Origin of the sequence: Foetidibacter luteolus, assembly GCF_009650435.1 — a bacterium.
Classification (GTDB): Bacteria; Bacteroidota; Bacteroidia; order Chitinophagales; family Chitinophagaceae; genus Foetidibacter; species Foetidibacter luteolus.
This window is the reverse complement of sequence record NZ_VVIP01000095.1, coordinates 70,443-84,272: the sequence shown is the minus strand read 5'-3', so window position 1 is coordinate 84,272 and position 13,830 is coordinate 70,443. Positions and strand designations below refer to the sequence as shown.

The window sequence follows — 13,830 nt, the reverse complement described above, 5'->3', positions numbered from 1 at the left end:
ATATGGCTGTTGCCCGTACAATACCAACTGTTGCCAACCCGGATTTGTTCACCTGCACCGTAAAAGTGGATGGGCAGGCCATATCCCGGGAATACCAGGTAAGCAGTATTTCTGTTCATAAGGAAGTGAACAAAATTCCCTGGTGCAAGCTCAGGATTATTGATGGCAGCGCCGCTGATGAAACCTTCGCTATCAGCGATAAAGAAGACTTTGTTCCCGGTAAAACCATCGAGGTGGCGTTTGGCTATCATACGCAGGAAACAACCGTGTTTAAAGGCCTTATCATCAAGCATTCCAACACGGTAAGCACCCGCTCGTCAGATCTGTTGCTGGAGTGCAGGGATGCGGCGGTTAAAATGACCATTGGCCGCAACAGCCGGCATTTTAACGATGTTACGGACAGCGACGTTGCTGAAGAATTGATTGGCGCCTATGCAGGCGTTACGGCAGAAGTGGAAGCAACGGCCATTACCCACAAAAACCTGGTGCAATTCGATACCACTGACTGGGATTTTATTGTATCCCGTATGGACTTGCTGGCTAAAATATGTGTTGCCAGCGATGGCGTATTAGCCATAAAGGCTATTGACCTTGCTGCCGAAAAAAAGCTGGATGTTTTGTTCGGTGCCACAATATATGATTACCGGGGCGAGATTGATGCCCGCAACCAGTACAAGGCTGTAGAGGCTGCCTCATGGGATTATACCACGCAGGAAGTATTGTTAACAGATGCACAGGAGCCATCCTTCGCGGAGCCTGGAAATATCAGCAATACTACCCTTGCCGAAACAACAGCGCCGGAAAAATTCAGGTTGATACATTCCGGTAAGCTGCCGCAGGAGCAGTTGCAGGCGTGGGCCGATGCAAAGCTGCTGAAGAACAGGCTCTCTAAAATTCGGGGGACTGTTAAATTCCAGGGTTTCCCGGATTTGCTGCCCGGCGATTTTATCGGCCTTAATGGGGTTGGCCAGCGCTTTAATGGTAACGTAATAGTATCCGCTGTGCATCATGAAGCCAGCGGTGGCAACTGGAGCACGGAAGTTACTTTCGGCCTTGAACCTGGTTGGTTTGCGGAAACTGTTGAGAATAACAACCAGGGCCGGCAACTCGGGCTTATTGCACAGGTGCAGGGCCTGCAGGTGGGCATTGTTACCCAGCTTCAAAGCGATCCTGATGCAGAAAACCGCATTAAAGTGCGCATACCTGTCTTGAACAGCAGTGAAGAAGGTGTGTGGGCACGTGTGGCCACGCTGGATGCAGGCAACAACAGGGGCACTTTCTTTCTTCCTGAAATTGGCGACGAGGTAATTGTCGCGTTCATCAATAACGATCCCAATCATGCGGTTGTGCTGGGCATGCTTAACAGCAGTGCCAAACCGGCGCCGCTGGAAGCCAAAGATGACAACCATGAAAAGGGCTATGTATCACGCTCCGGCATGAAAATGATTTTTAACGATGATGAGAAATCATTTAAGCTGGAAACCCCGGCAGGAAAAAAGATTACGCTGAGTGAAAAAGATAACTTAATACAGGTGGAAGATGAAAACGGCAACAAAATAAAAATGGAGCCTGCGGGTGTGGAGATAGAAAGTTCCGCAGTGATGAAACTGAAAGCGGGTGGAGACTTAACGATAGAAGCGGTAAACATAACGCTAAGCCCTTCTGCCAACTTCGCGGTTGGGTCTGGGGGCGCAGAAATTAGCGTTGGCGGTGGCAGTACTGCCATAAAAGCGCCCAGTGTTAAAGTAGAAGGTTCCGGTATTACAGAAATTAAAGGGGGGCTTGTTAAGATAAACTGATTAAATAAGCAACTATGCCAATGGCGGCGAGAATAGCGGATATGCATGTTTGCCCGATGGTAACAGGAACGGTGCCGCATGTTGGCGGGCCTATACTGCCACCAGGTACAGTTACCGTTTTGATTGGAGGGCTGCCGGCGGCCTGTCTTGGTGATATGTGCGTATGCGCCGGCCCGCCGGACAGTATCATCATGGGGTCTTCTACAGTATTGATTGGTGGTAAACCCGCAGCCCGTATGGGCGACAGTACAGCACATGGTGGACAGATTATCATAGGCTGCCCTACAGTGATGATTGGAGGATGAATGTGTCAAGCCGGTTAGTTAAGGATGTCAGCCTGAGCCTGTCGAAGGCGTATTCTTGAAAATGTGACTTGCATGCCGGTTTCGACAAGCTAAACCTGACATTAGTTTCACAAATCAACAACAGGATGCACAATGCTGAGCAGAGAACAAAGCGTACAAGTGAGCAATCTTGCGTGGCGAAGCAGCAAGATTGGAAACAACGAACCTATTTGACATAGTAGCAATGCAGTCGGTAGCAAAGGAATCCTTTGCCGGCAAATGGCTTAATGACTAACCTGACCTAATGACTTTAAAACATGAAAGCAACTACATCATTTCTTGGAACAGGTTGGGGCTTTCCGCCAACCTTCATCAAAAGCACGGCGCAGGTAGAAATGCTGAGCGATGAAGACGATATAAGGAGCAGCCTGGAAATATTGCTTTCCACGCGGCGTGGTGAGCGTGTAATGCAGCACAGGTATGGTTGCAACCTTGATGAAATGCTGTTTGAACCGCTTACCACCACCCTGAAAACATATATACAGGACATGGTTAAAACAGCCATACTGTATTATGAGCCGCGTATTGATGCAAAAAAAGTTGAACTGGATGATAGCCGCGAAACCGAAGGGGTAGTGCTGATAATAGTGGAATATGTAGTAAGGAGCACCAACTCACGGTTCAATTTTGTTTATCCTTTTTACAAAAATGAAGGCACACAGGTAAAATAATATGGCAACGAAATGCACAGATAAAAATGCTTTGAACAGGTCGGGCAGCAGCCAGTGGGGGCGTGTGCTGGCGGCCTTGTTGCCGGCGTATGCCAGGGTAGATGAGCGGGATGAGGCAGACCTTATTTTGTTTGCTAAGAAATATGCAGCCTACCTGAATTACTACCAGGAAAATAACAGCGTTGACGGCGACTGGCAGGTGTTTATGAAGATGGATGTATCTGTAACGCTTGCTACTATCGCTAAAATGCGGGCTGCTGATTTTGATGATTTTGTAAAAATTATTTACCGGGATATTAACGAAGCGGCAAACGAGAACGAACGGAGAAAATATTTTAAAGTATTGTTTGATTTTGTGTTCTCCTTATCGCTGGTGCTGGATGAACACTTTAAGTCATTGCCTGTTGATGCAGCGTTTAAAGAGTATATGTCGGCAACGGTACAGGCCTCTTTACAGGAGCCTTTTAACCGGTTGTGGCAATACTGCAATGATTTTATTACGGCCGGTTACATAGATACAGCTTCCACATTTGCCTATAACGATGCGCCTATAGAAATGGTGCTGTCGCAGAATTTTGCACCTGCGCAGTTAAGCAGTATCTGGGTGGCGGTTGTTGACCCTGTAAGCCTTAGCGTGCCCAACCCGGCGGATATCAGCAATTCTATTTATCATATCATAACCCACAATATTTTTACCGCCCAGGTGGATATCTACCTGGAAGCCGTTGCCAACCTGGTAACAACCTCTTTAAGTTTTTTAAAAGATACGCTCAGCGATTTTCCCAGCCACACGCCGCACTATGCCCTGTACCTTACTTTTTTAAAGCTGTTTCAAAAAGCACAGGAACATGTCAATGGTTTTACCGGCAGGCACCTTGATTTTTATTACAAGGAGGTGCTGCAGTTAAAGAACAAAGCGCCTGTGCCTGACAGTGTTCATTTGCTGTTTGAGTTGCAAAAAGGAATTGAACAAAAACAGCTTGCCGCAGGTACTTTATTCAAGGGCGGCAAAGATGTGGATGGCAAGGAGATTAACTATGCGCTGGCTGATGAAATTGTGGTAAACAGGGCGGTTGTAAAAAGCCTGCAGGGCATGCAGCTTGTACAACAAAGCATTGCCGGCAAGAATTTTGAAACCGTGTTTGCATCGCCAACCGCCAACTCCGAAGATGGGCAGGGGGCTAAGTTGCAGAGTGTTGATAATTCATGGTTTGCTTTTGGTGATGTGGATAAGATGAAAGAAGCATCCCTGGGGTTTGTTATTGCATCTAATTATCTCTATTTAAAAGAAGGGGCACGCACTATTGTTGTCAATTTTTTCTTTGATAATGTAAATGGATTTGATTTTGTTGATCTTAAAAACGCTTTCACCATACAGCTTACCGGTAAAAAAGCCTGGTACGATGTACCCTCTTATACTGCCGCTGTTAACAAAGCAACTAAAACCATAGCGTTTACCATTGCCCTTGCTGCCGATGCGCCGGCTATTGTTCCGTATGATGTTAAAGTTCATAAAGAAAATTATACTTCTGCATTGCCGTTGGTGCGCTTTTACATGAAGAATGTAAAAGCAGTGTTTAACCCGTACCTGCTGTTTAAGAGTTTAGCACTGCAAAAAATAGGGCTTACTGTGTCGGCCGATGGTGTTAAAGATGTAAGCCTGCAAAATGATGAAGGCACGCTGGATGCATCCAAGCCTTTTACGCCGTTTGGCGCATCTCCCAGGGTAGGTTCTGCCTTTATTATGGGCAGCAAAGAAATTTTTCAGAAAAAACTTTCCCGCCTGCATTTTGTATTTGATTGGGACAATGTTCCGGATAACCTTGCCAACGAAATTGATGAAGCCTTGCATGAGTTTGAAGTATCGCAGAGTTACCTGAATATGAAGCGTAAATTCCATTCGGTAAAAATAGCGGTGCTGGATAAAGGCGGTTGGGCAGTAACTGATTTGAAGCGTGGCATATTTACGGAAGACAGCCTCTTTACTGAAATATTCAACTGGACAAGGCCTTTAGAAAAATATGCCCGTAAGTTAACTGCCTCAGACATTGAGCATTCCGTTATTGGCGCCACCACTGCCAATATACAGCCGGTTGAACAAAGTTTTGATAAGAACGAACAGCTTGCCGCAACCTCTGTTAATGGCTATGTAAAACTGGAGTTAAACTCGCCTGATTTTGGCCACAGTGCTTACCCGGAAGCCTTGCGTAAAGCCGCTATGAATGTAACAGTAACAGCAGTTACAGATGATGATACCACAACCATTACCGTACAGGCGCCCAACAGTGTACCCGTTGCGCCTTATACCCCGCTGGCAAAGTCGTTCAGCATTAACTACACGGCATCAACGGAAATAAACCTGCAACCTGTTTCTGCCACCGGTTTTGCTGCAAGGCAGGGCATGTTTTACCAGCTTGCGCCGTTCGGGTATAGCGAAGTGCATGCTAATCTTTCTGCGGGGGCTAAGGTTACTTTGCTGCCTGCTTACAGCAACGCCGGCGAACTGCTGGTGGGCCTTGAGAACGCTGTTCCCTCTGCCACTTTAAAGGTTCTTTTCCAGGTGGCGGAAGGCACATCAGACCCATTAAAGCTAATGCAGCAGGTTAACTGGTATTACATGGTTAACAATAACTGGGTACAGTTTAAAAAAGAATCTGTTTCAGATGCTACCAACAACTTTACGCAATCTGGTATTGTAACTTTTATCCTGCCTTCAGATATTGCCGCTGGCAATACATTGCTGGATGCAACCCTTTATTGGATAAAAGCCGCCGTAGCACAAAACACAACTGCTGTATGCAAATTGATTGATATAAAAGCACAGGCAGCAAGGGCTGTGCTGAAGGAGGATTTACCCGGAAATATTTATTTCAAACAGCTATTGCCTGCGGGTACTATCAGCAAATTCCTGGTGGCCGAGGCTGCTGTTAAAAAAGTTACACAGCCTTTTGAATCTTTCGGTGGCCGCACCAAAGAAGCAGATGAAAAATTTTATACCCGTGTAAGCGAAAGGCTACGGCATAAGCAAAGGGCCATCGCTGTATGGGATTATGAAAAAATAATACTGGAACAGTTTCCCTCCATCTATAAAGCCAAAGCGGTTAACCATACTGGTCTTGTGCCGGGCAAAAAAGCCGGCGAACTGGATTATATGGAAACCCTGCCCGGCCATGTTACCGTGGTAACTATACCGGATTTAAAGAATAACCTTACCGGCAATAAACTAAAGCCGTACACCAGCATTGGGTTGCTTACCAATATTGACATGTACCTTAAAAAGCTTATCAGCCCGTTTGTAGAGCTGCATGTAATTAACCCAAAATTTGAGGAGCTGCAGTTTGAGTTTAAGGTTAAGATACTGCCGCCGTTCGATGTTGTTTTTTATACCCGCCAGCTAAGTATTGACATAGAAAACTACCTGTGCCCCTGGGCCTGGGATTCGGGTACCGATATTGAGTTTGGCGGTAAGATATATAAGTCTGTAGTGCTAGATTTTATTGAGGAGTTGCCTTATGTAGATTATGTGCTTGATTTTAAAATGCACCACATAGCAGAAAGGGGAGTGGAGGAGTACAGGGATGTGGAAGAAGCCAAAGCTACAACCGGTATTTCGTTGATGGTTTCTTATTACAACCAGGAAACGGATGTACGGCACCTGGTTGAAGCGATAGAAGAATAGTCAGGAAAGTCAAAGAGTCAGAGAGTCAATAGTTCAGTTAAGTAAGGAAGTAGAAGCAGTAAATACAGTTATGGGACCAACTGGGTGGCTACTATGATGCTTTGGTTGTGTCACTCACTTGTACTGAGGCAATTCTATTCAACAATTGCCCCAGTAGCCTGCCCTGAGCAAAACGAAGGGCCTTGTACGCTACTGGCCATTGTGCGGCAGGTTTTGGTAATGTAGCCATGTTGTTGTGCGTGGGATGCTCAGTAGTGAACAGAACGCACAAGAGTGCGACGCAACGGAGGCTTAATAGCAGTGCCTCAGCCGGGCTCATAAAAAAAATCCCGGATGATTAACAGATAAAAGAAGAAATGCATTAACGCTGTCAGCCTGAGCCTGTCGAAGGCGGGTTAGCAAAAGCCTGTCTTACAAATATTGATTTCGGCAAGCTCAACCTGGCATTGATTCACCAATCACCATTCACGTTATGGAAATGCTGCCTAAAATAAAGAACCTTTTGCCATCCCAGGATTACCAATACCTGCGGGCCGAAGGTTTGAAATACATTGAATCTTTTGCACGTGAGTTGTGGACGGACTACAACGTACACGACCCCGGCATTACCATTATGGAAGCGCTGTGCTATGCCATTACTGAACTGGGCTATCGTACCGGCTTTGATGTGAAAGACCTGCTGGCAGGCCCGGATGGTAATATACCCGGCAACCAATGCTTTTTTACCGCAAGGAATATATTAACCTGTAACCCCCTTACCATCAACGATTACCGTAAGCTGCTGATCGATATACGCGGCGTACACAACGCATGGCTGTATGCAGATAAAAAAATTACTATCAACAAAAGCCTAACCGCGCCGGTGAACGAAGTGCCTGTTTATGCAGACTGCGCAGAAGACAAGCTTTCCTATGTTCCCACCAACCATCCGTTGTATCTTTCAGGCTTATATTCTGTATTGCTCGACCTGGATAATGACGAAGTATTCGGCGATTTAAACAGCGGCGATGTTGAAATGTTCAATCCTGTTTCATCAGGCGCCGATCCAAAGTTCAGGGCCGGGGATATCAGCTTTAAAATGGAGCTGCCCTACTGGGATGAATCTGATGATGAGCTGGTTGCCGCGGCCACTGCAGAAAGCAACATTACAGCTTCAACCATAGAGCCGGATAAAGCCAACTGGTTATGCCTCATCAAGGTGCAAACCCCTTCCGGGGAAAAAGACTTTGAATTCAGGGTCACCATCAACCAAAAACCAAAAGGAAAAAAGGTAGAGTTGGCTGATATGCAGGATTTCTTTTCGGCCAATTACGTAACGCAGGTTTTTCAGCGTTACCAGCTAAAGGTGGATAAGGTGAAGGTCATCATACTTTCCGCACGTAAAACCCTGCATGCGTCACGCAACCTTTGCGAAGATTTTCTGCTGATTAAGACCGTAAGGGAAGAAGAAGTGGCTATCTGTTGTGACATTGATGTACGGCCCGATGCCGATATGGAAAAAGTGCAGGCGGAGGTGTTTTATCTAATTGAAACATACCTTAACCCGTCAGTTAATTTTTACCTGCTGAAAGAAATGCTGGCCAGGGGCATACCTGTGGAAGATATTTTCCAGGGGCCTAAACTTGCACATGGCTTTATTGATACGGAAGAGATGGAAGCTGTACAGTTAAGGGAAACCATCTACACATCTGATATCATTAATCTTATACAGGATGTGCCCGGCGTGATAGCTGTAAAGAATGTACTGCTTACCAAATACGATGTAAACGGAGACGCGGTTGAAGGCTATACCAGCCTTAAGTGGAGCATGGATATATCATTCCGCCATAAACCGGTATTGTCAACCAACAAGTCAAAGATTATTTTCTTTAAGAATAATTTTCCCTTCCTGGCATCTTATGCGGAAATACGTGATACCCTGAAGTTGCTGCGGGCCGCAAAAGAACGGAACAAATTGAAGGGCAGCCAGGATGATTTGCCGGTGCCTACGGGAACGCATTATCAACTGGACAGCTATTACAGCATCCAGAACGACCTGCCCCAAACCTATGGCGTTGGTGAAGCCGGCTTGCCCGCTACCGCATCCGCCTTGCGGCAGGCACAGGCCCGGCAGCTAAAGGCTTACCTGCTTTTTTACGACCAGTTGCTGGCAGGTTTCTTTTCCCAGTTATCCAATGCAGGTAAACTGTTATCTGTGGATGATATTAAACAAACCTATTTTACGCAGTACCTCAACGGTATAAAAGATGCGGAAGCCTTCATCTACAAAAAAAGCGGCAGCGATATTTTGCTGGAAGACTTGCTGGCCAGCCAGGATTCTACTGCATCTTCTACCGCTAAAGAATGGAAAAAGTTGTTTGAAGACAGTATAGTGTATGAAGACAGGCGTAACCGTTTTTTAGACCACCTTTTAGCAAGGTTTGCGGAGAGCTTCAGCGACTATGTGCTGATGATGTACTCCATAGATTTCGCTGACAATACAGCCGCTGCCATAACCGCTGAAACTGTTATAGCCAACAAGAGGGGATTTTTGCAGGATTACCCTGCCTTAAGCTATGAAAGGGGTAAGGCTTTTAACTATTTCCCGCTTACCGAAGATGACGCGGTTGATGTCTCAAAACTGTGGGATACCGATAATGTTTCCGGCCTGGAGAAACGGGTATCTAAACTGGCGGGCATCAGTAATTATTACCGTCGTTTTTTATCCTGTGTAAAGAATATAGAAATATCGGCAGTGGAAGAAAAAGTAATTGAAGGCGATATAGAAATAGCAAAAACTTACTACACGTTTATCATTCAAAACAAGCATGGCGACAGGCTGGTGCCTGCCGAAAAATTTGAATCTGAAGAAGACCTGGATGCACTGGTAGTTACGCTTCCGGCATTGCTGGATGATAAGGCCAACTACCTCTATGATGCAGCTTCAAAGAAAATTGAACTCATAAGCCCTGATAACAAAGCGGTAGTGGCAAGCGAAGCCACTTATGAAAACGCTGATGCCGCTAAAGTTGTGATTGCGCAGTTTGAAAAGGAATTCCTGGAAGAATGTGCCGATGCGGAAGGTATGTTGCTGATTGAACACATATTGTTGCGGCCGCGTACCAACGAGTACGAACTTTTCCAGGTTTGTCTTGACAAAAGCTGCGATTTCTGCGGTGAAGAAGACCCTTACAGTTTCCGGGCGTCTGTTGTGCTGCCTTACTGGCCAGACAGGTTTCAGAGCACTTTATTCCGCCGCTATTTTGAAGAGATGATTCGTGCCGAAGCCCCTGCACACACCATGCTTAAGGTATGCTGGGTTAACAACACGCAGATGCGGGAACTGGAGATAAAATACATAGCCTGGGTAAATGCCCTGGCCGCTTATACGCTGGAAAAAACGGAAGGCAATGGTAACGCTTTACTGGAAGCTAACAATGCCCTGGTATTACTGCTGCCGCAGTTGAGGACCGTTTACCCCGCCGCCACCCTGCACGACTGTGATGAGAGCGTAAATACCAACCCGGTAATGCTGGGTCAAACAAAATTGGGAACATATAAAAACAAACGCAATGAGTAATCCTAATTCCTACATTGTATTTGAGCCGGACCAGGTGCTAACCAACGACCACCTGAATGAGCTTTTTGATTACCTGGATACACAGGAACGTTTAACCCGCAACAAGCTTATCGGCATAGGCATCGTATGCGGGCTGGAGATAAGTTTTGATGCTGCGGAGCCTTCCATTTCCATTTCCAGGGGTTGCGGCGTAACATCCAAAGGGTATTTGATAGTTGGCCAGGAAGAAGATGATATACTCGAGCAGGTTGTCAACCTTCCACTGCGGCGTTTCAGCAATTATACACTGCCGGCAAATCCGTTGTATAAGCCGTTTGTAAATACGGGTACAGGCAAGCAATTTAACCTGTGGCTGCTGCTTAACGATGAGCAGGCCAAGGCTTCCGAGGTTCCGGTTCAGTTGCTTACAGCTTTCCCCGGTGTACTGGATGATATGGTGGTAGTGCTTTTCCTGGAGGCGGTGGAAACAGATCTGAAAAACTGCGACACCCAGGATTGTAATGAAAAAGGCCGCAAGATGGAGTTCGCAGTACGGCCATTGCTGGTGCATAAGAAGGACATGGATACCATCATCTCCACGCAAAAAAAACAGGCTGGTGATGATGATGGCCTCAGCAGCAGCTACATTGAAAGGCTTGGCTTAAAAGATGTTGCACTGCGCCGCTTTGATGTAACTGCTACGTCTGTAAGCGATGCTTACGACATTTTCAACGGGTATGCGCAGTGCCTGGATGACGCTTTGCTGAAAAGCATCAGTGAAGTGTATTCCCAAAGTTATTCAGTGTTCAAGCCGGTGCTGGATGATTACCCGGTTAACCCGTTTACGGATTTCTATGATTTTCTCAAACAGCGGCTTGCTTACATCCAGCAATCATTACCGGTTTACATACAGTATTACTACGATTTTGTTGATGACCTGCTAAAGGCTTACAACGAATTTCGCGACAGGAGCTTTGAAGTTATTACCGAATGCTGCCCGGATGAAGACTTGTTCCCCATGCACCTGATGCTGGGAGAAGCAACAGTTAATACGTCAGCACATATCCGTTCGCCTTACAGGCAGTACTTCATTTATTCGCCGTTGTTCAATAACCAATCCGCTTTATTGGGTGAAGTAAAGCTGCTGTTTAAGCGCATGGTAGAGCTGCGTAATAACTTCTTCATCCGCTACTTTGATGGAAGAACGCTTCCGCCTGTACGGGTAACGCCGTCAAAATGGGGGGATGAGCCATTGTCTGGCAGGGCCATACCTTATTACTATAACATTAACCCGGTAGCGCAAAGCTGGAATTATCAAAAAACACGCAAAGGCAAAGCCAACCACAACCTGTCATACAATGCTGCATCGCATGTGCCTGCACCGCCGGCGCATATAGTTAACCCGTTGCAGTATGGCATAGAACAATACGATTTTTACCGCATTGAAGGGCACATTGGCCAATCATGGGATGTGGTATTAAAATCCATAACCGATACCAAAAATTTTAACCGCCTTCCTTTTGATGTAATTGCACTGAAAGCGGGGGATGACGCGTCTAATACTTTTGCCCAGGCAGACTGCAATTTCCAGGACCTGCAGGCCATGTACGAAATCATCAAGAGCGAACTTGCATGCAAAGCGCATGAGCCGGTTTGCCTGGCGGCTAAAACTCCTTCGTCTTTAACACAGCCCGGCTCTACAGGCGGCTTCAATTTTCTCAACACTTTTACCAGTGTTTACAGCCTGGCGCTAACAGAACAGATTAACCGTACATCCCTGTTCAATACCAAGTTTGTTTACACTTATTTCAGTACCAAAGGCGCATTCTTAAAAGCCAACTGCCCTGTTGCAAAAAATACACTGGGGGAGGAGTATTCCAATAGTGTAAGAAAAAGTTTTCCGCGTCCATCCAAAATAGAATTGGGCACAACTGCCGGCGCCAAAGCGGCATTGCTGCATTTAATTGATACGGTGGAAGAACTGATGCTTACTGTAAAAGACACAAACCTGTATTATTTTAAATTCGACGATTTTAAAGCGCAGTATGATGAAACCATCAGCTATTTGAAGGATTTTTCAAAGGCCTTGCTGGATTCTGATAACGAAAGAAAGTTAAGCCCCTTCCTGTACGATACCCTTGAGTCTGTTATTTACAGTTGCGTTGATAAAAAGCTGAAAGCCCTGGTGGATGAATACAACGAACGGGTAAACAGGATTAAAAAAATGAACCTGCTATCTGAATACATTGTCGCCAACCCCGGTATAGACCATAAAGCTGGTGTTCCCCGTGGCGGCACTTTTATATTGGTGTATTATGAGGTTCCGCCACAGCAAACTTCTGTTGGCTTAACTACGCTCAGTGCAAATATTGCTGCATTGAATACGGCGGCTTCAACTACCCTCACAAGGGCTGCTGACGATACTTCAAAAACACCTGCATTGGCTGAGGCTTCCCTTATTTCTGCCAACAACATGAACGAAATACTAAAGCTATTTGAAAACAAAGAGCTGAAGCTTTCGGCGGAGCAGGCCAGTAAGCTAAAGTCGTTAGCGGTTAGCAGGTTTAATTCTTTGGTGGGTTTAAGGGAGCAGTTCCGCATTCCCGATAAAGCGGTAATCGCGGATTTTTACCTGCCCTATCTCTGCTGTTCAGATTGTGCGCCGGTTACCTATGTTTTCCCTAAGGAAGATGTGGCTAAGCTGGCTATCACTATTTCTAAAACTGAGTTTTGCAATAATGATGAGAACACGTACCCGGTTACGGTCAACCCCGCTGGCGGTACCTTGTCAGATACTGCCGGTGGCATAAAGCAAAACAGCCTGGTGTTTGCTCCTAAGGGCCTGGCCGCGGGTATAGATAAGATTACCTATGCCCTTGCCGATGGCCGCAGCACAAGTGTGGATGTAAAAATATCCGCTCCCCCTGTTGCAGATTTTACATCAGTTATTCCTAAACCGCTTACAGTAGTATTTACCGCAACCGGTATCGAGGGCAAAACGATAAGCTGGAACTTTGGCGATGATGCAACATCCACTTCGCCTAACCCAACACATACTTACCAGTTTGACGGGGAAGAAAAAACTTTTACTGTAAGGTTAAGTGTATCTGATGGGCCTTGTACCACAGTGGTAGAGCATGCCATCCTGCTCACAAAGCCGCGTCGCCAGGTATTTAGTATAGAGCCGGTGCTTTTCTGTGGCAATGACAGGGGGCAGAAACTGTTCAAGGCAGACCCGCAGGCGGACATAACAGCCATTAAAAATCCCAATGGGTTAATACTTGAAAAAGATGCCAATGGCAATCTGTTCTTTGTGCCATTGAAGCAACAGTTAACAGCCTCTAAACAATTTGGTCTTGAGTTGGGCGGCGTTGCTGTAAACCTGGAAATAGTGGTGGCTGATGCATCCTTTACCATGAACCTGGTACAGCAGATTGATCCCGCCACCGGTGCCGTAACAGATGTTGTGTTGCAACTGGCAGCAAAGAAGGCTGATGCGGATAATTATTCCTGGGTAGTTACTGCCGGCAACCGGCCGTTTACCTCAGACAAGCCTAAGTTCGGCCTGTCTTATCGAAGGAACGATATCGGGCAGGGGCAGGAGTTGAAAATTGAGTTAACTGTAGCGCATAAAGTGCCTGGTGTAGAGACTTGTTCTGACAGGAAAGATTATGTGCTTACAGCCGCTATTTTCCGTAATCATTTGGGTAAAGGTGAATTTGACAATGTTACGCCGGAATAAGGCATGGAAAATTTTATGGGCCCGGCTCAGGATTAAGCATAAGGCATCGTTGCGTCG

6 protein-coding genes are annotated in these 13,830 nt (G+C 46.1%); all 6 read left to right on the top strand.

Going from position 1 to position 13,830, the window contains the following annotated elements:
- Nucleotides 1-2 precede the first annotated feature (2 nt).
- The 6 genes from vgrG to F0364_RS28630 all read left to right on the top strand — a co-directional run bounded on the left by vgrG (nucleotide 3) and on the right by F0364_RS28630 (nucleotide 13,773).
- Nucleotides 3-1,799, top strand: a complete 1,797-nt coding sequence (gene vgrG / locus F0364_RS28655; RefSeq protein ID WP_153801264.1) for a type VI secretion system tip protein VgrG — start codon at nucleotides 3-5, stop codon at nucleotides 1,797-1,799.
- Nucleotides 1,800-1,819: 20 nt separating this feature from the next.
- Complete coding sequence (locus tag F0364_RS28650) at nucleotides 1,820-2,104, top strand: PAAR domain-containing protein (RefSeq protein ID WP_235921344.1); 285 nt, start codon at nucleotides 1,820-1,822, stop codon at nucleotides 2,102-2,104.
- Between the two features lie 296 nt (nucleotides 2,105-2,400).
- The gene (locus tag F0364_RS28645; RefSeq protein WP_153801262.1) at nucleotides 2,401-2,814 is read left to right on the top strand and encodes a GPW/gp25 family protein; all 414 of its coding nucleotides are present in this window, start codon (nucleotides 2,401-2,403) and stop codon (nucleotides 2,812-2,814) included.
- A 1-nt stretch (nucleotide 2,815) separates the two neighbouring features.
- A complete protein-coding gene (locus F0364_RS28640) occupies nucleotides 2,816-6,493 on the top strand; it encodes a baseplate J/gp47 family protein (protein WP_153801261.1) in 3,678 nt (1,225 codons plus the stop codon).
- Nucleotides 6,494-6,965: 472 nt separating this feature from the next.
- A complete protein-coding gene (locus F0364_RS28635; RefSeq protein ID WP_153801260.1) occupies nucleotides 6,966-10,052 on the top strand; it encodes a baseplate wedge protein in 3,087 nt (1,028 codons plus the stop codon).
- The gene (locus F0364_RS28630; protein WP_153801259.1) at nucleotides 10,045-13,773 is read left to right on the top strand and encodes a PKD domain-containing protein; all 3,729 of its coding nucleotides are present in this window, start codon (nucleotides 10,045-10,047) and stop codon (nucleotides 13,771-13,773) included. The genes F0364_RS28635 and F0364_RS28630 overlap by 8 nt, the downstream gene beginning before the upstream one ends.
- The last annotated feature ends 57 nt before the right edge of the window (nucleotides 13,774-13,830 follow it).

Coding starts and splice junctions, on each gene's coding strand:
- vgrG (WP_153801264.1), top strand. CDS start 3: ATGGCTGTTGCCCGTACAATACCAACTGTTGCCAACCCGGATTTGTTC.
- F0364_RS28630 (WP_153801259.1), top strand. CDS start 10,045: ATGAGTAATCCTAATTCCTACATTGTATTTGAGCCGGACCAGGTGCTA.
- F0364_RS28640 (WP_153801261.1), top strand. CDS start 2,816: ATGGCAACGAAATGCACAGATAAAAATGCTTTGAACAGGTCGGGCAGC.
- F0364_RS28645 (WP_153801262.1), top strand. CDS start 2,401: ATGAAAGCAACTACATCATTTCTTGGAACAGGTTGGGGCTTTCCGCCA.
- F0364_RS28650 (WP_235921344.1), top strand. CDS start 1,820: ATGGCGGCGAGAATAGCGGATATGCATGTTTGCCCGATGGTAACAGGA.
- F0364_RS28635 (WP_153801260.1), top strand. CDS start 6,966: ATGGAAATGCTGCCTAAAATAAAGAACCTTTTGCCATCCCAGGATTAC.